The following is a 20,071-nucleotide window of genomic DNA, read 5'->3' as shown; positions in this document are numbered from 1 at the left end:
CCTGGTTAAATCACCGGGCGTCATTGGGATAACGGACACCCAACTGTGAACGGACGCCGTCGAAGAGGCGCATCACATTGATGGAATCTTCCAGCGGCATCACCGGGCTCTCGAGGAGTCCTTGCTGAACACAGCGGGTCACCTCGCGCAGTTCATAGGTGTAGCCGATGCCTGCAACGTCGAAGTGCTCGTGACGGGGCTCGTCCCAGCCGACCCTGACCAGCAGCTCACGCGGATTGTTCACCGATCCCACTGTCTGCAAGTAGCCAAGGCCGCCGGCAACGGTGGCTGTCCTTGGCCCATGGGCCATCAGGGACGACGTCAATTGCGCCTGTGCGCCCGTGTCATAGCCCAGCGTCAGTGCGTTCTGCGTGTCCACGCCGTCCTCATTCAGCGATCCGATCGCCGTGACCGACTGCGGGAAGCCCAGCGTCCCCAAGGCCCAGAGCAAGGGATACACCGTGATGTCCAAGAGCGCTCCGCCACCGTCGTTCAGGGCCCAGATGCGGGCCGAAGGATCGTACGGTGCCGGGAATCCGAGATCCGCGGTAACCCACTGGATTTGCCCCAGCTCACCGGACGCTGCGATCTCGAAAGCCCGCTGCATGCTCGGCAGGAAGCGGCTCCACACCGCCTCCATGAAGAACACGTTCTGCTCACGCGCGATCTTCACCAGTTCCATGGCCTCACGGGCATTGATGGTGAGGGCCTTCTCGCATAAGACGTGCTTCCCGGCCCGCAAAGCCGCAGAGGCGATCTGGAAGTGCTGGGCGTGGGGTGTCGCCACGTAGACCACGTCCACCGCAGGATCCTCGAACAGACGCTGGTAGCCGGGAAGACCGGCGTCGTCCCCATATCCCTTGGCGAAACCCGAAGCGTTGGCGAAGGCATCCGCGGCAGCCTGGGTCCGGGAACTCACGGCGTAGAGTTCCGCGTCCTCCAAGAGGGCCAGGTCCTGGGAGACGCTCTTGGCGATATTGCCCGTGGACACCACGCCCCACCGCAAAGGCCGCCCGGTGGCAGCGCGAGGATCCTGGTTGTCCTGGGTTGTGAGCCACGGCACGGCAATAGGAAGAGTCATGCCAGCCATCCTCTCATTCCGCGCAGGCGTTGGCGGACAGGGGCACAGCCGTCCTTGTGGGCGCACTCGGCGGAGCCATTCCGGCGCTCGTGGCGGTGCGCGTCAAGGTCATCGACGCGATCCGGTTCTGAGCTCCTCGGTCAGCCGGCCCTGCTGGAGGCGGAAGCAGCGTTCGGTTTTCTGAGCCAGGCTGCGGTCGTGCGTGACCACCAGGATGGTGGTGTTGTGGTCGCGGCTCAGGGAGCTCAGGAGTTCGATGATGTGCTCGCCGGTCTGCTCATCGAGGTTTCCGGTGGGCTCATCGGCGAGGATCAGCTTGGGCTCGTTGGCCAGCGCCCGGGCAATCGCCACACGCTGCTGCTCCCCACCGGACAACCGGTTGGTCCGCCGCGAATGCTTCTCCGGATCCAGCTGAACCTGCTCAAGCAGTTCCTTGGCCCGCTTCAGCCTGGTCGCTTTGCGGACTCCGGCGAACTCCATGGGCAGCATGACATTGTCCACGGCACTGAGGTTGGGGATCAGGTTGAATTGCTGGAAGACGAAACCGATGTCGCGGCGGCGGTACTCGGTCAGCTTGCCGTCCGGCAGCCCCGCCAGGCTCACGCCATCGACGACGACGTCCCCTGAGGTGGGCTTGTCCAAAGCACCCAGGAGGGACAACAGTGTGCTCTTGCCGCTGCCGCTCTTGCCCACGATGGACGACAACGAACCCTTTTCGAGCTCGAAGCTCACGCCGTTGACTGGCTTGATGGTCCGGTCACCGGACTTGAACTGACGGACAAGGTCCTTGACTTCAATCACGGCTATTCTCCTCGGAGTACTTCGATGGGACGGATGCGGGCGGTCAGCAGCGCCGGAACCAGCGCACCGATGATGGCGACGGCGAACACCGCGGCGATGCCGGCCGCGAGGACGCCGGGGGAGACGCTGGCCGTGACGGAGCTGAGCAACTGTGAGGCCCCGCCAAACGGACCTCCCTGCCCGCCGCCGGGGAAGCCGCCACCACCGGGTACCGCCCCGTTTGGCATGGCGCCGGCAAGGCCGCCGCCGCGCTGGTTGGTGGGGGCCGCCGTCGTGGTTGTGTTTGAACTGATCAGTGCCGAGGCGATGCCGCCACTGGCGAACGATGCAATCACCGCGCCCACTACGCTGCCCATGGCAACGAGAACCAGGGACTCGAGGACAAATTGCAGGCCGATGGTGCGGTTGGGAGCACCGATGGCTTTCAGCACGCCGATTTCGCGGCGGCGTTCACGGACCAGCATGACCATGATGAGCAGGATGATGATCCCCGCCGTGGCGAGGGCCGCAATGAAGGCGACCATGGAAATGTTCTTCACACTGTCCAAGGAGCTGACGGCTGTTTCAAGGTTGCGCTGGCCTTGGGTGACGTCGGCTTTATCCGTGCCGAGAGCCGATTGGACGGCCGTTTTGGTGCTGTCGACGTTCTCCATGCTGTTGACCGTGACGATCATGCTGGAGAGCTCGTCCGGTGTTGACGCCAGGGTCTGGGCTTCGGGGAGCGTCAGGTAGACGGCATTGTTGCCGAACGCGGTGCCGGCGTCGAAGATACCGGCCACTGTGAACGTCTTGTCCTGCACGGTGAAGGTGGACCCGACACTCAGGCTGTTCTTTTCTGCCAAGGACGTGCCTACCAGGGCCTTCCCACCGGCAGCCGTGTAATCGCCCAGCCCGGTGCCGCTGGTGATATTCAGTGCTTTGCCGGTGCTGTCGACCTCCGCACCGATGCCCGTTGCCGTGATCGGAAGGGCCCGGGCGGGCAGGGCGGTGGTGCCCGTTCCCGAATTTCCGTTGGCATTGTTGCGGTTGCCCAGGGTGCCGGCGTCGATGGCCGCTGTCAGGTTGGTGCTGACCGTAGCCTGCTGGCCGCCAGGGCCGAAGCCGCCTCCAGGAGCCGCCTGCTGCGTGGTTCCTGTGGTTCCTGTCGTTGCAGTCTGCAGGCGCAGGGCCTTGGTTCCGACTACCGAGGTGACATTGGCGACCGACGCCACGGTCCCGGCTTCCGCCGTCGTGAGGGGTTCGCCGCCGCCTTCGAAGCCTTGCCCGCCCGCCGGGTTGACCGTCAGGGTAGTGCCTACGGAGGCGTTGAGCTCCTGCACTTTGGCGCCCACCGCCTGGTTGGCCACGAGCATGGCCAAAGCCAGCCCGATCGCTACGGCGAGGACGGCGACCACCGCCGCTGTTCTGATTTTGTTGCGGAAGGCATTGCCTACGCTTCGGGCAAGGACGCTCACGTTTCTCCTCTGGACCTGCAAGTTCGTGGCCCACGGGACGCGGGCTGCAGGTCCAACATTGCTGAGCGCTGCTGTGCGGCACTCCAGCCGAAGCTATGTGTGGGCTGTGAAAGCCTTGGGTCACGAAATTCTGCTGGATCATTCACTTTCGCTGTTACCCGGAACCCCGAATTACGGAGTTCTGGCCCGCCCTGGGGGCTCGATGATCCAGCAGAACCTGAGCAAGCGAAAGCCCCGGCCCGCCTGCTGGCGGACCGGGGCTTGCTGTATTACTTGGTGCTCGGGTGTTACTTGGTGATCGGGCCGAGTACCGGATCGTCGACGTAAGCCGTCTTGACGTTCTCAGCCGTAACGATCTGCGGCGGCAGGAGGAACGCAGGAACAGTCTTGACGCCGTTGTTGTAGGAGTCCTTGTCGTTGATCTCCAGCTGCTTGCCGGCCTGGAGGTCCTTCACCATGGTGATGGCGTGCTCAACGAGCTTGCGGGTGTCCTTATTGATGGTGGAGTACTGCTCGCCGGCCATGATGGACTTCACGGACTCAACTTCGGAGTCCTGGCCGGTGACCACGGGGAGCGGCTTGCCGGCGGCCTTGACGGACGTCAGCACTGCACGGGCCAGGGTGTCGTTCGGGGACAGGACGCCGTCGAGCGAAGCGGTGCCGTAGCTGCCGGTGAGCAGCGTGTCAGCGCGACGCTGAGCGTTCTCTGCCTTCCAGCCCTGGGTAACGGCCTGCTCGAAGGAGGTCTGGCCGGAGACAACCTTGAGGGTGCCGTCGTCGATCTTCGGCTTCAGGACGCTCATGGCGCCGTCGAAGAAGACCTTGGCGTTGGCGTCATCAGGGGAACCAGCGAAGAGCTCGATGTTGTACGGGCCGGAAGGCTTCTTGGCCTTCAGTCCGTCCAGCAACGCCTGGCCCTGCAGGACACCGACCTTGAAGTTGTCGTATGCCACGTAGTAGTCCACGTTGTCCGTGTTCAGGAGCAGACGGTCGTAGGCGATAACGGTGGCGCCGGAGTCCTTGGCCTGCTGAAGCTGGGTACCCAGCTGGGCGCCGTCGATGGCTCCCACGATGATGACCTTGGCACCCTTGGTGACCATGGCGCTGATCTGGTTCTGCTGCTCGGACACGCCGCCGTTGGCGAACTGGACGTCGGCCTTGAAGCCGGCGCCGGAGAGGCCATCGTTGAACAGCTTCTCCGCGAGGACCCAGTTTTCACTGGTCTTCTGCGGAAGTGCGACGCCGATCAGCGAGTCCTTGGGGAACGCTTCCCCGCCTGCCGTGCTGCTGCTTGAGCCGCTGTCAGTGCGGCCGCAGGCTGTCAGCGCCAGTGCCGCGATGGCAGCGACTGCTGCTGCCTTTCCTGCTTTACCAAACATTCGCATATCTTGGTTCACTTTCTGTGTGGGTGGGGTGGAGCGAGTCGAGCGGAAGCGGGATTACGCTTCCTTGGAGATGACCTCTTTGGTGGAGGTGGTTTCGTCGGGCTTGAGTTCGTTGTTGTTGCGCTGGAAGTTCTTCAGCAGCAAACCGGTGATCGAACGCTTGCCCTGGGACTTGTTGTAGACGTCGAAGGCAACGGCGGCCAGAAGCACCAGGCCCTTGATGATCTGGGTGAGGTCGGCGCCGACGCCCAGAAGCTGCAGGCCGTTGTTGAGGACGGCCATGACAAGGCCACCGACGATCGAGCCGATCACGGTACCGACGCCACCGGTAACGGCTGCGCCACCGATGAAGACGGCTGCGATGGCATCCAGTTCCCAGCCAACGCCATCGAACGGGCCCGATGCCGTGGAGCGGCCAACGAAGATCATGCCGGCCAGGCCTGCCAGGACGGACATGTTCATCATGACCATGAAGTTGACCTTCTTGGACTGCACGCCGGACAGCTCGGCTGCGTGGCGGTTGCCACCCACAGCGTAGACGTGGCGGCCAAGGACCGTCTTGTCTGCGATGAAACCGTAGATGAGGACCAGGACGGCCAGGATCAGGCCGGGGATGGGGAAGGACGTTCCGGGGCGGCCGGTGGCGAACAAGTACGTGGCGTAGAGGATCGCTCCGCAGATGAGGACCAGCTTGGTGACCTCAACCCAGAGCTCGGGAACGTCTGCGCCCAAAGCCTTGTTGGCAGCGCGGGCACGCAGCGACATGATGACGACGAATGCTGCAGCAACGATGCCCAGGAGCAAGGTGAGGTTGTTGAAGCCGGTGTTCGGGCCGATCTCCGGAAGGTAGCCGGAACCGAGGTACTGGAAGTCCTTGGAGACCGGGATGGTGTTGGACTTGCCGACAAACTGGTTGAAGCCGCGGAACAGGAGCATGCCGGCCAGCGTCACGATGAACGCGGGTATGCCGACGTATGCCACCCAGAACCCTTGCCAGGCACCGATCACGGCACCAAGGAGCAGCCCGAAGAGCACACCGGCCCACCAGGGCAGGCCCCAGTCACGCATTGCGAGGGCCACGAACACGCCCACGAATGCTGCCACGGATCCCACGGAGAGGTCGATGTGGCCGGCGATGATAACCAGGACCATGCCGATGGCCAGGATGAGGATGTAAGAGTTGCCGTTGAACAGGTTGATCACGTTGCCGGGCGTCAACGTGCGGCCGTCCGTGAAGATCTGGAAGAAGACGATAAGTGCCACCAGGGCGAAGATCATGCCGAACTGGCGGGTATTGCCACCAAATAGCTTCTTGAGCGCGTTCATTGTTTTGGTCCTTGTGTCAGGAAGGGGCGGGGCTGGGCCAAAGGGTCAGGCTGCTTTGCGGGAGGAAGTCATCAGCTTCATGAGGCTTTCCTGGCTTGCTTCGTTCTTGTCCAGGACGCCGGTGATGGCGCCTTCGAAGATGGTGTAGATACGGTCGGACAGGCCCAGGAGCTCCGGAAGCTCCGAGGAAATGACAATCACTCCCTTGCCCTGGTCGGCCAGCCTTTGGATGATGCCGTAGATCTCGTATTTGGCGCCCACGTCAATGCCGCGGGTGGGTTCATCCAGGATCAGGAGGTCCGGGTCGGTGAACATCCACTTGGCCAGCACCACCTTTTGCTGGTTGCCACCGGAGAGTTTGGCTACGCCCTCTTCAACCGATGGGGTCTTGGTCCGAAGCGACTTCCGGTATTCCTCCGCGACGCTGAACTCCTTGCGGTCATCAACTACGGTGTAGTTGCTGATGGCGCGAAGGTTGGCCGCAACGGTGGTCGTCTTGATGTCGTCCAGCAGGTTCAGCCCGAGCGACTTCCGGTCTTCGGTCACGTAGCCGAGTCCGGCGTCGATCGCTGCCCTGACGCTGCGGAGCTGGATCGGCTTGCCGTCCTTGTAGATCTGGCCCTTGATGAACCGGCCGTAGGAGTGGCCGAAGACCGACCTGGCAAGTTCCGTGCGGCCGGCACCCATAAGGCCTGCGAAGCCGACGATCTCACCGCGGCGTACAAAGAAGTTGGATCCCTTGCAGATGAGGCGGTCCTGGATCTGGGGGTGACCCACTGTCCAGTCCTTGACCTCGAAGAAGACTTCGCCGATCTTGGGCTCGTGGTCCGGGAAGCGGGACTCGAGCGTCCGGCCGACCATGCCTTTGATGATGCGGTCCTCATCCACGCCATCGCGTTTGACGTTCAGCGTTTCGATCGACTTACCGTCGCGGATGATGGTGATCTCGTCCGCGATCTGTTCGATCTCGTTGAGCTTGTGGGAAATGATGATCGAGGTGATGCCGCGGCCTTTGAGGCCAAGGATCAGGTCCAGCAGGTGCTGGGAGTCCGATTCGTTCAGTGCTGCGGTGGGCTCGTCCAGGATCAGGAGCTTCACGGACTTGTTCAGCGCCTTGGCGATTTCCACCAGCTGCTGCTTGCCGACACCGATTTCCTTGATGGGGGTGTCCGGGTCTTCCCGGAGGCCTACCCGGGCAAGGAGTTCGAGGGAACGCTTACGGGCCTCGGCCCAGTCAATGACACCCCACTTCGTCGGTTCGTTGCCCAGGAAGATGTTCTCCATGATGGACAGTTCCGGGATCAGTGCCAGTTCCTGGTGGATGATCACGATGCCGGCCGCTTCACTGGCGCGGATGTCCTTGAACTGCTGCGTCTCGGCCTGGTACACGATGTCGCCGGTGTAGCTGCCGTAGGGGTAGACCCCGGACAGGACCTTCATCAGCGTGGATTTGCCTGCACCGTTCTCACCACAGATTGCGTGGATCTCGCCGGCCATTACGCGCAGGCTTACGTTCGACAAGGCTTTCACTCCAGGGAATTCCTTGGTGATGGAGCGCATCTCCAAAAGGATGGGCTCGCCTTGCGTGTCGAGGGTTGTCATCAGCCCTTACGCCTCCAATGCATGACTTCGTTGTCGGCCCCGCAAACGGCGGAGCTGTCTGATGAAAAAGTAAACTGGATCACCTATCTTGTCGTCAAGACTTGAACGCATGATCCAGCTAACGATTTCGTTACCTACCAGTAACACCGGCGTGCTGGAACACCAAAGCGGCCGCTCCGAGGGCCTCTGCCCGGGCGCCGAGGGAGGACATTGCCAGGTGCGTCGTTTCGCCCACGACGGGCACGGCATGGCGTACCAGGCCCCTGCGGATGGGGTCCAGGAGCAGGTCGCCAAGACCAGCCAGCGGGCCACCGACAACGATGACCTCGGGGTTGATCAGGTTGGAAACGTTCCCCAGTGCACGTCCCACGGCCAGGCCGGCGTCGTCCACGACGCGCTGTGTCGCGGAGTCCCCGGCGAGGCAATTGCGCACGATGTCCTGGGGCGTCAGCAATGTCTCCTGGCCGCGGCCCAACAGCTCGATCATGGTGGTGGTGGACGCTATCGTTTCCAGGCAACCCCGGTTCCCGCAGCGGCACACGAGGCCGTGTTCATGGATCGTCGCGTGGCCGATTTCACCGGTGATGCCGACGTTGCCGTAGTACGGGAATCCGTTGAGGATCAGGCCGGCGCCAATGCCCGAACCGATCTTGAGGAACATGAGGTTGGAGACTCCGCTGTGCGGTCCCCAGGTCACTTCGGACAGCGCGCCAAGATTGGCGTCGTTGTCAACAAAGACGGGGCAATTCAGTGCTTCCTCCAGCCTGTGGAGGATGTCGATGCCCACCCATTCGGGAAGGATGGCGCCTTGCGCGACGGTGCCGGATCTGCGGTCGATCGGGCCGGGAATGCCGGCTCCTGCTCCGACTACGGCCGTTCGGTCGATGCCGTTCTCACGGAGCAGTTTCTCCAGCAGGCGGACCGCAGCGGCGATGCCCTCTTCCGCCTGGTGACCCAAGGGCAACTCGATGTAGTCCTCGGCAATAACGTGGTAACCCAGCGAGGCCAGAACCACCCGCAGGTGGCGGCGTCCGAAGTCGATTCCGACGGCGACAGCCCCGTTGCTGTTCAGCCGTACGTTGGTTGCGCGGCGGCCGGAGCTCGTGGTCGGTTCGGTGGACACCAGGCCGGCGTCCTGCATGATTTTGACGATGTTCGAGATCGTGGCGGTGGAGAGGCCGGTCTGCCGCGAAAGCTCGGCTTGCGTGGACGGTCCGCTCAGCAAGCACTCGATGATGCGCTGCTGATTGAGGTGGCGGAGCGCGGACTGCGAGCCGGGTTTTCTTGGATGGCTCTTCGTTGAGCGCTGCGTAGCGGGCATGACAAGAAGATTGCCCCAGAAGATGCGTTGTAGTCAAGAAGTGAACACAGTGAGTCAAGTATCACTGACATACTCCAACGCAAGGACACTCTCTAAGTACCCCCTGTGAGGCCCGATATGCGCCCTATCCCCAACTTTTTAGGCGCAGAGCGGGCCCCGCAACAGGGAGGCGCGTGCAATGCGTCCCGGGTTCGCGGCCCGCAGGTCCAATTGCATCGCCGTATGCAACGGAGCGAAGCCTAGGCTTGAACCAAGAAGATGTCCCATGCCCACGGACGGCAGGGATCAGGTGAAACAAGGTGGTAATGATGCTGCTCGCAATCCTGCAGGCGAACGCCTCCGTCATGGACGTGGACGCCAACCTGCGCACAATCGAGGACGCAGCCCAGCGTGCTTCCAGCGCGGGAGCTGCTCTGCTGCTCACCCCGGAGCTGTTCCCTGTTGGTTACGCGCCACTGCGCCTGCATGCCGAGTTGGACCCCGCCACTTTGCCGGCCGTTCGCGAACGCTTGGCCGGGATCGCGCGCACTCACGGCATTGGCTTGGTCTACAGCCTGCCGGCCGTCGCCCCCAAGGAGGCAGCACACGACGACGCCGCGCAGCCGGCTTTGGCCGGCGACGCCTGGCACATCACGGCCACTTTGCTGGACGCTTCGGGCGATGAAATCCTCAATTACGCCAAGGTCCACCTCTTCGGTCCGGAGGAACACAAGGCGTTCGTCGGCGCCCAAGTACCTCCCGCCGTCGTGGATTTCAACGGAATCCGCACGTCGATGCTGATCTGCTACGACGTCGAGTTCCCTGAGGCAGTGCGTGCAGCAGCCACCCGCGGTGCTGAACTCCTGCTGGTGCCGACAGCCCTTTCCGCCGGGTTCGAGAACGTGCCGCAAGTGCTCATCCGCGCCAGGGCATTGGAAAGCCAGCTCAACGTGGCCTACGCCAACCATTCCGGCCACGAGGACATCTACAACTTCCTGGGCGGCAGCGTGGTGGCCGGTCCTGACGGTTCGCTGCTCGCCGCCGCAGGGGAGGGCGCAGCGTTGTTGTTCGCGGAGGTCGGTACGGAAACGGTCAAGGCCGCCCGTGACGAAGTCCCGTACCTGCGCGAACGCAGGCCGGAACTGTACACCGAGTGGGAGCAGCAGGCCTAGGCAGTGGCCTCCCGGTCCGCCGTCACCAACCCGTCCACGTACTGCAGCGCGAACCACAACTCTGCCCGTACCTGCGCCTGGTTGAGGTCCATGTCCAGCAGCTCCCCGAGGACGCCGATCTGCCGACGCACACTGTTCCGGTGCAGGCCGAGCAATTTGGCGGAGCCGTCCCAACTTCCGTTTTCGCTGAGCCATCCCCGCAGCACGGACAGCAGCGGATCCCTGCGGTCCGGTTCCAACGCCAGCACGGGCGCCAGAAGCCGCTCGGCCAGCATGGTCCCCGCTTCGCGTCCCAGAAGGCCGGTGACCGACCACGTCACTTCGTCCACGCGTGCGCTCATGCCACTGGAGACAACCCGGGACCGCAGGGAGCTTGCCCGCTGGTAGGCCGCTGAGAGCCCGTGAAGTTCCGTCGGTTCGCCAATCACCAGGCGCCAGCCCAGTTTTTCGATGTCGGCCAGCAGCGAATCATCGACCCTCAAACGGGTGATCGCCGCGAAACCGTACTCGGTGATCTCCACCAGCTTGGTGTCGAGCAGACGCCGCCATTGGAGCACCTCGCGGACGGGACCGTCGTCGGCCGCCCCATCCACCCGGACACCCTGCACCACCCGCATCTGCGCCGACCTGGTGGACGACAAACTCTGTGCCAGCAGGTCCTTGAGGCCGTTGACGTGCTTGGTCCCGCCGGTAGCCAGGGAGTCCGGATGAAGCAACACCGCGGTGGCGAGCTGGCTCGGAGCCAGGGATCCGCTGGTTCGTTGCCGCACCAGCAGTTCCAGCAATCCCACGGCCGACTGCACCACGTTGTTCTGCGCAGGTGTCAGCGGCGCGTCCGAACCGAGGATCAACGCGCCAAGGTTCGCGTCTTTGGTACTCCGCAGGGGGTGCCCGAACACCAGCGCCGATCCCGGCTGCTCAAAGCCGTCCATCTCCACGCGGGGACCGCTGCCGGACAGCAGCCGCTCCAGCATCGGTGCCAGCAGTGAATGCTCGACGCCGTTGCTGCCGCCGGCATTGTGCCCGCGTGCCCTGACCCGCCCGTCCGCCCCCACCAGCAGCGCCCACACCGGTACGCGCTGGACGAGGGCTGCCAGCAGTTCGTGTTCCGGCCTGGGGGAGAGGACCGCGCGCATGAGCTGCCGGTTGGTCTCGGCGAGCTGCCGGAAAACGCGTGCGTTGTCTGTCTCCAGAAGCTGCGAGAATTCAAGACCGATCGCGGCGAACGGGACGGACTCCGGTACCTCGAAAAGGGTGAGGTCGTGGGTGCGGCACGCTTCGACCAGGGCCTCAGGTACGGCGTCGAAGTAGGGTCTGATGCCGAACCCCAGTGCAGCGACCTTGGCGTCCACGAGCCGGCGGACGTAGGCGTCCACCTTCGCCGCCGTGCCGCCCTCCCCAAGGAAGGGCAGCCCGGCGGTGAGGAGGAATTCGCCCTCGGGCAGGTAGGGCGTGGGGTCTTCGAGCTCACTGGGTTCCACCCACCGCAGCAGCGAGCCGCCGCTGCCGCCGTCGTGAATCATTTTCAACTCGGGCGGCAGCTGCTCCAGGAACTGCTCAAGCGTGACGAAGCTCAGGCGGGCGGTGGCGGGCTCAGGCGACATTGCCATGCCCGGCGGCTGCCGGCTCCTGGTAGTCGGGGCATTGGTAGGCGGTAGTCGAGTAGGCGCGGGGGAGGCGCGGTGCGATCCTGTTGATGATCTCGTCTCCATGGCTGCCGATCGCGGCACCCCAGTCGTCGGCGCTCGCCGCTCCGCTGGAGGGATCGCCGAACAGTACGGCGGTGTCTCCCACGGCGATTCCGGACGCATCCGGCCCGAGGTCCACCATGAACTGGTCCATGCAGACCTTGCCGATTACCGGCACGCTGCGGCCAGCGATGTTCACCACCGAGCGTCCGCTGATGCCCTTGGGAATGCCGTCCGCGTAGCCGAGCGGGATGAGCCCCAGGTACCGGGGTTCGTAGGTGATGGCCTGGTGTTCGTAGCTGACCCCGGTGCCCGCTGGGACCTTTTTCACCATGACCAGCGGCGCAGTAACGCTCAGCGCCGGGCGCAGCCCGAAGTCCGCCGGGTTGAGGTGGTCCGCCGGAGCGAGGCCATAGATTGCCAGCCCTGCGCGGACCATGTCGAAGTGGAATTCGGGGCGGTCCAGGATGTTGGCGGAGCTGGAAACGTGCCGCAGTTCGGGGGCCAGCCCGGCGTCACGGGCTTCACGGACGGCATCCTCGAACTCGGCGACGGCGGCTGCGTTGCCAGGGTGTGCCGGGACATCGGCCCAGGCCAGGTGGGTCCAGAGGCCGCGGACGCGGAGGGTTCCGTCGATTTCGGCTTGCCGCGCGTGCGCCACGAGTTCCGCCCAGTCTTCCTTGCGCGCGCCGCCACGGCTGAGGCCGCTGTCCAGTTCGAGATGGACGACGGCGGGGCGGCCAAGGCGGCCGGCGATGCCCGCCAGGACTTCCAGTTGGCCAACGCTCCCGAGGGACACGTCGATGTCGTTCTCCAGCGCTTCGAGAATGGTGGCACTTGTCTGGGATGCCAGATAGAGCCAGGAAAGGATGGGCAGGGTGATGCCTGCTTTGCGGAGGGCGATGGCTTCCGTGAGTTGGGCTGTTCCCAACCAATCGGCCCCGGCATCGGCAGCAGTTCGGGCCACTTCCACCAGGCCGTGCCCATAGGCGTTGCCCTTCACCACGGCCATGAAGAACGGCGCCTCGGTGCGCTGTTTCAGGGCCTTGACGTTGTCTGAAATGGCGGACAGGTCAACGGTGACCTGTCCGGAGAGGGTCGCTGGGGCAGCCTCTTGATAGTGTGCATTACGTCTCATGGTTGAACACTATAGGTCATTTTGCACCGTGGTGAGAGGTGGCTCACATGCCAGTCTTGTGGAGGGGAAATCGAAACTACTTTGAAGGGACGTCAAGGGTGACTGTGCCTGTGAACACCGAAAATCCAGCGGCGGTGGGCGCTGCGAGGCCGAGCCTCGGAGCCCAGTTGCTGCGCCGAAAGCCCATTGGGCAGATGGTCAGCGAGTCCGGCAGCGGCGAAGGCGGCACTCCGCTGGTCCGCAGCTTCGGCGTGCTGCAGCTGACCATGATCAGCGTTGGTGCCACGCTCGGCACCGGCATCCTCGTCATTCTCGGCGAATCCGTTCCGCTGGCAGGTCCGGCCATCTGGATCTCCTTTGTCATCGCAGGCCTTGCTGCGCTCCTCTCCGCTGTTTCCTATGCCGAGATGGCGGGCCTCGTGCCGGTTGCCGGGTCAAGCTACTCGTACTCCTACGCCACCATGGGTGAGGGCATGGCGTGGATCTGCGGCTGGTGCCTGGTGCTGGAGTATGCCGTCTCCGTGGCAGCAGTTGCCGTCGGCGCCGGACAGTACGTCAATGAGACCCTGGCCGCCTTTGGGCAGGTACTTCCGGACGCGTTGTCCCAACCTCCCGGGGACGGCGGGGTGGTCAACGTGCCGGCCGTGGTGATCGTGGTCTTCGCCATGATCCTGCTGGTCCGGGGCGCCCGCGAGAGTGCGTGGATCAACACAGCGATTGTCATCATCAAGGTGGGCATCCTGATCTTCTTCTGCGCAGTGGCTTTCTCGGCTTTCAATGCCGGCAACTTCGAGCCCCTGCTGCCCATGGGCGCCGCGGGTGTTTCGGCAGCGGCCTCCAGCGTCTTCTTCTCCTACATCGGCTTTGACGCCGCCTCCACGGCAGGGGAAGAGGCCAGGAACCCCAAGCGTGACCTTCCCAGGGCCATCATGCTGTCCATGGTGATCGTCACCAGCATCTACGTCCTCGTATCCGTGGCCGCCATCGGCGCCCGCCCGTGGGGATGGTTCGACGGTACAGAAGCGGCCCTGGTGCAGATCCTGCACGAGATCACCGGCCAGCCCTGGATCGCCCTGGTCTTCTCCATCGGTGCTGTGCTCGCCATCGCCAGCATCGTCCTGACGGTCCTCTACGGCCAGACGCGCATCATGCTGTCCATGTCCCGCGACGGCATGGTGCCCAAAATCTTCGGCCGCGTCTCCCCGCGGACCGGCACTCCGGTGGCGGGAACGCTCATCATCGGCACCGCCGTCGCCCTCACTGCGGGCCTTGTCCCGCTGGGCGCGCTGGCGGACGCCACCAGCATCGGCACGTTGTTTGCCTTTGCCCTGGTCAACGTCGCCGTGATCTACCTGCGACGCAACCGCCCGGACCTCGAGCGAAGCTTCCGCGTTCCCCTATACCCGGTCACGCCGATCCTGGGCGCCCTGATGTGCGCCTACCTGATGCTCAACCTCGGCGCAGATACCTGGATCACCTTTGGGGTGTGGATGCTGGTGGGCATCGCCGTCTACTTCGGCTATGGACGCCGGAACTCCAAGGTAGCCGCGCTCAGCGAGCAGGACTACCGTGAAATGACCACCAGGGCCATGAGCCCGGAACCTGTGAAAGCAGCAAAACCATGACCATCGCCACCGAACTTCCCGTCGCCGGGGAACCCGCAGCACCGGGCGCCAGTGAAGCGCCGATCACCATGCTGAACCCGGACTTCCCCTTCAGCTACGACCACTACCTGGCACACCCGGACGGGCTTGGCTCCGTCCCGGAGGAAATGTACGGCACCGAAGTCGCTGTCATCGGTGCGGGCCTCTCCGGACTCGTGACCGCCTACGAACTCATGAAGCTTGGACTCAAACCGGTCATTTACGAGGCCGACCAGATCGGTGGCCGGCTCCGGACCGCGAGCTTCCCGTCCGCGCCCGGCGTCGTAGCCGACCTCGGCGGCATGCGCTTCCCGGTTTCCGGCAAGGCGTTCTACCACTACGTGGACCTCCTGGGGCTGGACACCAACGAATTCCCCAACCCCATGGCACCGGCAACATCCAGCACCGTGATCGAGCTCGCGGGCAAGAAGCATTACGCCACCACCGCCGACGAACTGCCCGTGTTCTTCCGTGAAGTGGCCGACGCCTGGAAAGCCGCAGTCAACGACGGTGCCGCGTTCGCGGAGATGCAGGAAGCCATCAAGGCCCGTGACACCAAGCGGATCAAGGAACTCTGGAACGCGCTCCTGCCCGAACTGGACGAGCAGACCTTCTACGGCTTCATCGCTGCCAGCAAGTCCTTCAAGGAAGCCGGCTTCGCCCACCGCGAGGCATTCGGCCAGGTCGGCTTCGGCACGGGCGGTTGGGACACCGACTTCCCCAACTCCATCCTTGAGATCCTGCGCGTCGTGTACACCGACGCCGACGACCAGCACCGCTCCATTTCGGGCGGCGCGCAAAGGCTCCCGGAGGCACTCTGGAACCACGCGCCGTCGGGCCTGAAGCACTGGCCGGAAGGAACCTCGCTGGCCTCCCTGCACTCAGGTTCGCCGCGCGGTGCCGTGGACAACATCCGCCGGGCAGAGAACGGCGACCTCGTGGTGCGGGAAAACTGGGGACGCGAAGCCAGCTACCAGGCCGTGGTCACCACATGCCAGTCGTGGCTGCTCTCCACCCGCATCCATACCGAAGAGGCACTGTTCCCCGCGGAGATGTGGACCGCGATCGAACGCTCGCACTACATGCAGTCGTCCAAGACCTTCGTGATGGTGGACCGGCCGTTCTGGAAGGACATCGACCCGGAGACCGGGCGTGAAGTCTTGTCCATGACCCTCACCGACCGCCTCAACCGGGCAACGTACTTGCTCGACGACGGCCCGGACAAGCCCGCCGTCATCCTCCTGTCCTACACGTGGAACGACGACGCCCTGAAGTGGCTCGCCCTCACTGCGGAGGAGCGCGTCAAGTTGATGCTCCACTCGCTGGAGCAGATCTATCCGGGCGTTGACATCGCGAGCCACATTGTGGGGCAGCCGATCACCGTCTCCTGGGAAGCGGACCCCAACTTCATGGGGGCCTTCAAGGCCAACCTGCCCGGACACTACCGCTACCAGCAGCGGCTGTTCACGCACTTCAAGCAGGACAAACTGCCCGGGAACCAGCGCGGCATCTTCCTCGCCGGTGATGACGTGTCCTTCACCGCCGGGTGGGCCGAGGGCGCCGTCACCACGGGCCTGAATGCCGTCTGGGGCGTGGTGAACCACCTGGGTGGCTCGTCCGCCGCCGGAAACCCCGGCCCGGGTGACCTGCTGGACGAGCTCGGCCCGATCAGCTTGGACTAGTCCCTTTTGCATTGCGAGGCCCGCTCTACGCCCCAAACCCACCGCAGGGGACGCAGAGCGGGCCTCGCATTCGGCGTTAAGCGTGCATGTCCCGGTGCGCCGCTGCGAGTTCCTTGTAGTGGGCGGCGTTGTGCTTCACGCCCTCGAATTCTTCGTCCGTCAATTCGCGGCGGACTTTGGCAGGAACGCCCGCTACGAGGGAGCGCGGGGGAATGACGGTGCCTTCCAACACGACGGCGCCGGCAGCAATGAGGGAACCCGTGCCGATCACCGCGCCGTTGAGGATGGTGGCACTCATGCCGATGAGGCAGTCGTCCTCCACTGTGCAGCCGTGGACCACAGCGCTGTGCCCGACGGAGACGCGCTCGCCGACGGTGCAGGGAAAACCGGGATCGGCGTGAAGGACCACGTTGTCCTGCAGGTTGGAACCCGCCCCCACCTTGATCGCGGCTGTATCAGCGCGGACGGAGACGCCGTAGAAAGCGCTGGAATCCTGGGCCAAGGTGGCTTTGCCGATAATGGACGCGGTGGGCGCCACGAAGGCGGTTTCATGGATGTCCGGAGTGTCCCCGGCAAAAGTGTAAGAAGGAGCCATGAAGCCCAGCCTAGTTGGCTGAAGGGGTGCGGAGCACCAGGAATTGGTAGTGCTGCTCCCAGTTTCCCGCGCCGGGGCCGGACTCAACGCCCACACCTTCCGGCCACGTTCGGAAATGCTCCACCACGCCGTGTTCCCCAAAAATCCGCCGCACGGTTTCGTCACTGCGGCGGCTGAAGAAACGCCGCGGTTCTTCCAGGTCCTCCGGGTTCAGAACTTCGTCGTCGTCACCGGACCAGAGTCCGACGGCGATTGGCGCACCCGGTGCGGTGACCCGCACGAGTTCGCGGACGACGTCGTGAATCCCGCTGTTGGGGACATGTAACAGCGTGCTCATGGTCCACGCCGCTTCGAAGGCTGAATCCGCAAACGGCAGGTCCCGCCCGCTCGCAACCGACGCGTCGAGTCCTGCGGCGCGGGCCACGTGGACGCTCTCCGGCGACAGGTCCACACCCGTGTAGTGCAGCCCGGCGCGGACGAACTCCACGCCTTCAACACCGGTGCCACAGCCGAGCTCCAGCAAGGAACGACGGTGTTCGGACTTGAGCAGCCGGATGAACCACTCCCGGCACTCAACCCGGTGGGGAGTCAGCGAGCGGGTATTCCGTGCGGCGGCATGGCGGTCGTAATAGACGGCGAGGTCGCGCTCCGGATCAGGAAGGCCCTGCATACCCCCAGCTTAGGAGTGGTGTTAGTTGAACACCACGGTCCGGGTGCCATCCAGGAGGACGCGGTGCTCGGCGTGCCACTGCACTGCCTGGGCCAGCGTGCGGCCCTCCACGTCTCGGCCCATCTGGACGAACTGGGCCGCCGTGCGCGCATGGTCCACTCGGATGACCTCCTGTTCGATGATCGGCCCCTCGTCCAGGTCTGCGGTCACATAGTGCGCCGTGGCGCCGATGATCTTCACTCCGCGGGCGTGCGCCTGGTGGTAAGGCTTTGCGCCCTTGAAAGAGGGGAGGAACGAGTGGTGGATGTTGATGGCTTTGCCGTTCAACTCCGTGCAGAGTTCGTTGGAGAGGACCTGCATGTACCGGGCCAGGACGGTCAATTCGACGTCGTGCTCGGCGATCAGCTTCAGGAGCTCAGCCTCCGCCTGCGGCTTGGTTTCCGGTGTCACGGGGATGTGGTGGAACGGGATGCCGTAGAAGTTGGCCAGTTCCTCCAGATCGCGGTGGTTGGAGACAATGGCCGGAACCTCGATGGGCAGGGTGCCCGTGCGCTGCTGGAACAGCAGGTCGTTGAGGCAGTGGGCGTCCTTGGAGCACAGGATGATGGTGCGCACCTTCCGGCCAACGGGGTTGATCTGCCACGTCATGCCGAAGGTGTCCGCCACCGGCTGCAAGGCGGCGGCCAGTTCCGCCTGGGTGCTCGACGTCGTCGCCTCCACGCGCATGAAGAAGTTGCCGGTGGTGGGGCTTCCGTATTGTTGCGAATCGGCGATATTGCACCCGGCGTCAAGGAGTGCGCCGGCAACAGCGTGCACGATGCCGGGGCGGTCGGGGCAGGAGAGGGTCACAACAAAAGCGGTGGAGTCAGTCACACGGACAAGCCTACCGGTGCTGCCTTGTTGTACTGTTAACGGGTCGCAACTGGCGTTGGGTGGACTACCACCAGGGAGCGGCAATCACGAAGACCACGGATCGTACGCCTGGGCCGAGGGTCATGTCTTACCGTCGCACGCAAGTGACCGATGCCTCCTGTCATCAAGGGGACGCGGGAATGCTGCTGCCGGTAGCCTGACCTGTAGCACCACCCGTTCCCTAGCCAGGAGATCTCCGTGACTACCACCACTTCAGCGTCTGTCAGCAACCAGTCGCTCGCCGAACTCGATCCCGAGATCGCAGCAGTCCTCGACCAGGAGCTTGGCCGCCAGCGCGGCACCCTGGAAATGATTGCCTCCGAAAACTTCGCCCCCCGCGCCGTGATGGAAGCCCAGGGCTCCGTCCTGACCAACAAGTATGCCGAGGGTTACCCGGGCCGCCGCTACTACGGCGGTTGTGAATACGTCGACGTCGCTGAGCAGCTCGCCATCGACCGGGTCAAGGAACTCTTCGGCGCCGAATACGCCAACGTCCAGCCCCACTCCGGTGCCCAGGCAAACGCTGCAGCACTGTCCGCCATGATCAACCCGGGCGACAAAATCCTCGGCCTGTCCCTGGCCCACGGCGGACACCTGACCCACGGCATGAAGCTCAACTTCTCCGGCAAGCTCTACAATGTAGCGGCTTACCAGGTTGAAGAAGACAACTTCCGCATCGACATGGACAAGCTCCGCGAGCAGGCCATCGCCGAGAAGCCGCAGGTCATCATCGCAGGCTGGTCCGCCTACCCGCGCCACCTCGATTTCGCAGCTTTCCGTTCCATCGCCGACGAAGTCGGTGCGCTCCTGTGGACCGACATGGCGCACTTCGCAGGTCTTGTAGCAGCAGGACTGCACCCGAGCCCGGTGCCGCACTCCGACGTCGTCACCTCCACGGTCCACAAGACCCTGGCAGGTCCGCGTTCCGGCGTGATCCTGGGCAAGCAGGAGTGGGCCAAGAAGCTCAACTCCAGCGTCTTCCCGGGCCAGCAGGGCGGCCCGCTCATGCACGTCATCGCAGCCAAGGCCGTTGCATTCAAGATCGCCGGCAGCGAGGAGTTCAAGGAACGCCAGGAGCGCGTCCTTGAGGGCGCCAAGATCATCGCTGACCGCCTCAACCAGGCCGACGTCGCCGAAGCCGGCGTCTCGGTCCTCACCGGCGGCACCGACGTCCACCTGGTCCTGGTTGACCTGCGCAACTCCCAGCTGGACGGCCAGCAGGCCGAAGACCTCCTGCACTCGGTGGGCATCACCGTGAACCGGAACTCTGTTCCGTTCGACCCCCGCCCGCCGATGGTCACCTCCGGCCTCCGCATCGGTACGCCCGCCCTGGCTACCCGCGGTTTCGGTGCCAACGAGTTCACCGAGGTTGCCGACATCATCGCCACCGCACTCGTAAAGGGCGCCGCCGGCAGCGTTGATGCAGAGGCCCTTCAGGCACGCGTCGACAAGCTCGCCGACAACTTCCCGCTGTACCCGCAGCACGAGCAGTGGTAACCAGCGGTTCCTGCGACAACAAGCGCTGAACACGCATTACCCCGGCACTGAACCGGAGCCAACGGGATCCGCCGCCACACCTACGGCGGCGGGTCCCGTTGGCATGAGCCTCCCAGCAGAAAGAG

At 64.1% G+C, this 20,071-nt stretch carries 16 protein-coding genes and 1 riboswitch; of the genes, 4 read left to right on the top strand and 12 right to left on the bottom strand.

All coding sequences use genetic code 11. The features are described 5' to 3' along the window. Positions 1-10 precede the first annotated feature (10 nt). The 7 genes from PV760_RS04020 to PV760_RS03990 all read right to left on the bottom strand — a co-directional run bounded on the left by PV760_RS04020 (position 11) and on the right by PV760_RS03990 (position 8,970). Positions 11-1,081 carry a Gfo/Idh/MocA family protein gene (locus PV760_RS04020; protein ID WP_354627190.1) on the bottom strand — a complete coding sequence of 357 codons (1,071 nt, stop codon included), beginning with the start codon at positions 1,079-1,081 and terminating at the stop codon, positions 11-13. A gap of 108 nt (positions 1,082-1,189) precedes the next feature. Next, entirely contained in the window at positions 1,190-1,882 is a 693-nt protein-coding gene (locus tag PV760_RS04015; RefSeq protein ID WP_110504333.1) for an ABC transporter ATP-binding protein, read from the bottom strand. 2 nt (positions 1,883-1,884) lie between these two features. Beyond that, positions 1,885-3,336 carry an ABC transporter permease gene (locus tag PV760_RS04010; RefSeq protein WP_354627189.1) on the bottom strand — a complete coding sequence of 484 codons (1,452 nt, stop codon included), beginning with the start codon at positions 3,334-3,336 and terminating at the stop codon, positions 1,885-1,887. A 287-nt stretch (positions 3,337-3,623) separates the two neighbouring features. Beyond that, a complete protein-coding gene (locus PV760_RS04005; protein WP_035733403.1) occupies positions 3,624-4,721 on the bottom strand; it encodes a substrate-binding domain-containing protein in 1,098 nt (365 codons plus the stop codon). 54 nt (positions 4,722-4,775) lie between these two features. Continuing rightward, positions 4,776-6,047 carry a multiple monosaccharide ABC transporter permease gene (gene mmsB / locus PV760_RS04000; RefSeq protein WP_018777226.1) on the bottom strand — a complete coding sequence of 424 codons (1,272 nt, stop codon included), beginning with the start codon at positions 6,045-6,047 and terminating at the stop codon, positions 4,776-4,778. A 45-nt stretch (positions 6,048-6,092) separates the two neighbouring features. After that, positions 6,093-7,649 (bottom strand): multiple monosaccharide ABC transporter ATP-binding protein, encoded by a 1,557-nt coding sequence (mmsA, locus tag PV760_RS03995; protein WP_018777227.1) that lies wholly within the window; start codon positions 7,647-7,649, stop codon positions 6,093-6,095. Positions 7,650-7,779: 130 nt separating this feature from the next. Then, a complete protein-coding gene (locus PV760_RS03990) occupies positions 7,780-8,970 on the bottom strand; it encodes an ROK family transcriptional regulator (RefSeq protein ID WP_354627188.1) in 1,191 nt (396 codons plus the stop codon). 305 nt (positions 8,971-9,275) lie between these two features. Between PV760_RS03990 and PV760_RS03985 the strand changes: the two genes are divergently transcribed. Beyond that, the gene (locus tag PV760_RS03985) at positions 9,276-10,121 is read left to right on the top strand and encodes a carbon-nitrogen hydrolase family protein (protein WP_354627187.1); all 846 of its coding nucleotides are present in this window, start codon (positions 9,276-9,278) and stop codon (positions 10,119-10,121) included. Here PV760_RS03985 and PV760_RS03980 read toward each other — a convergent pair. After that, positions 10,118-11,725 (bottom strand): PucR family transcriptional regulator, encoded by a 1,608-nt coding sequence (locus tag PV760_RS03980; protein ID WP_055974637.1) that lies wholly within the window; start codon positions 11,723-11,725, stop codon positions 10,118-10,120. The two genes, PV760_RS03985 and PV760_RS03980, sit on opposite strands and share 4 nt — an antisense overlap. Beyond that, on the bottom strand, positions 11,715-12,947 hold the full coding sequence (gene alr, locus PV760_RS03975) for an alanine racemase (protein WP_354627186.1): 1,233 nt from the start codon (positions 12,945-12,947) through the stop codon (positions 11,715-11,717). Before alr ends, PV760_RS03980 begins: the two co-directional genes overlap by 11 nt. 110 nt (positions 12,948-13,057) lie before the next feature. On the opposite strand from alr, the gene PV760_RS03970 reads away from it, so the two are divergent. Together PV760_RS03970 and PV760_RS03965 are read left to right on the top strand one after the other, a co-directional pair. Beyond that, on the top strand, positions 13,058-14,572 hold the full coding sequence (locus PV760_RS03970) for an amino acid permease (RefSeq protein ID WP_354627185.1): 1,515 nt from the start codon (positions 13,058-13,060) through the stop codon (positions 14,570-14,572). Further along, positions 14,569-16,272 (top strand): flavin monoamine oxidase family protein, encoded by a 1,704-nt coding sequence (locus PV760_RS03965; RefSeq protein WP_181423281.1) that lies wholly within the window; start codon positions 14,569-14,571, stop codon positions 16,270-16,272. The genes PV760_RS03970 and PV760_RS03965 overlap by 4 nt, the downstream gene beginning before the upstream one ends. Positions 16,273-16,348: 76 nt before the next feature. Here the strand turns inward: PV760_RS03965 and PV760_RS03960 are convergent, their stop codons facing one another. From PV760_RS03960 to purU, 3 genes are read right to left on the bottom strand one after another with little or no spacing between them, the layout of a single operon-like run. After that, positions 16,349-16,867: a gamma carbonic anhydrase family protein gene (locus PV760_RS03960; RefSeq protein WP_018777234.1), complete on the bottom strand. Its 519-nt coding sequence runs from the start codon at positions 16,865-16,867 to the stop codon at positions 16,349-16,351. A 10-nt stretch (positions 16,868-16,877) separates the two neighbouring features. After that, positions 16,878-17,537, bottom strand: a complete 660-nt coding sequence (locus PV760_RS03955; RefSeq protein ID WP_039240268.1) for a class I SAM-dependent methyltransferase — start codon at positions 17,535-17,537, stop codon at positions 16,878-16,880. Positions 17,538-17,558: 21 nt separating this feature from the next. Next, positions 17,559-18,410, bottom strand: coding sequence for a formyltetrahydrofolate deformylase (gene purU / locus PV760_RS03950; protein WP_354627184.1), 852 nt, complete (start codon positions 18,408-18,410; stop codon positions 17,559-17,561). A gap of 35 nt (positions 18,411-18,445) precedes the next feature. Next, a riboswitch (ZMP/ZTP riboswitch) is annotated at positions 18,446-18,531 on the top strand. A 116-nt stretch (positions 18,532-18,647) separates the two neighbouring features. Between purU and glyA the strand changes: the two genes are divergently transcribed. Then, positions 18,648-19,946 (top strand): serine hydroxymethyltransferase, encoded by a 1,299-nt coding sequence (glyA, locus tag PV760_RS03945; protein ID WP_502921423.1) that lies wholly within the window; start codon positions 18,648-18,650, stop codon positions 19,944-19,946. Positions 19,947-20,071: the final 125 nt, after the last annotated feature.

Origin of the sequence: Paenarthrobacter sp. CC6, from assembly GCF_040560085.1 — a bacterium.
Classification (GTDB): Bacteria; Actinomycetota; Actinomycetes; order Actinomycetales; family Micrococcaceae; genus Arthrobacter; species Arthrobacter nicotinovorans.
The sequence above is the reverse complement of the archived record's forward strand: the minus strand, read 5'-3'. Positions and strand labels throughout refer to the sequence as shown.

Excerpts from the sequence above, each read along its gene's own strand:
- PV760_RS03985 (WP_354627187.1), top strand. The coding sequence starts at position 9,276 with ATGATGCTGCTCGCAATCCTGCAGGCGAACGCCTCCGTCATGGACGTG.
- PV760_RS04020 (WP_354627190.1), bottom strand. The coding sequence starts at position 1,081 with ATGACTCTTCCTATTGCCGTGCCGTGGCTCACAACCCAGGACAACCAG.
- mmsA (WP_018777227.1), bottom strand. The coding sequence starts at position 7,649 with ATGACAACCCTCGACACGCAAGGCGAGCCCATCCTTTTGGAGATGCGC.
- PV760_RS03960 (WP_018777234.1), bottom strand. The coding sequence starts at position 16,867 with ATGGCTCCTTCTTACACTTTTGCCGGGGACACTCCGGACATCCATGAA.
- alr (WP_354627186.1), bottom strand. The coding sequence starts at position 12,947 with ATGAGACGTAATGCACACTATCAAGAGGCTGCCCCAGCGACCCTCTCC.
- PV760_RS03990 (WP_354627188.1), bottom strand. The coding sequence starts at position 8,970 with ATGCCCGCTACGCAGCGCTCAACGAAGAGCCATCCAAGAAAACCCGGC.
- PV760_RS04005 (WP_035733403.1), bottom strand. The coding sequence starts at position 4,721 with ATGCGAATGTTTGGTAAAGCAGGAAAGGCAGCAGCAGTCGCTGCCATC.
- mmsB (WP_018777226.1), bottom strand. The coding sequence starts at position 6,047 with ATGAACGCGCTCAAGAAGCTATTTGGTGGCAATACCCGCCAGTTCGGC.
- PV760_RS03980 (WP_055974637.1), bottom strand. The coding sequence starts at position 11,725 with ATGTCGCCTGAGCCCGCCACCGCCCGCCTGAGCTTCGTCACGCTTGAG.
- PV760_RS03955 (WP_039240268.1), bottom strand. The coding sequence starts at position 17,537 with ATGCAGGGCCTTCCTGATCCGGAGCGCGACCTCGCCGTCTATTACGAC.
- PV760_RS03965 (WP_181423281.1), top strand. The coding sequence starts at position 14,569 with ATGACCATCGCCACCGAACTTCCCGTCGCCGGGGAACCCGCAGCACCG.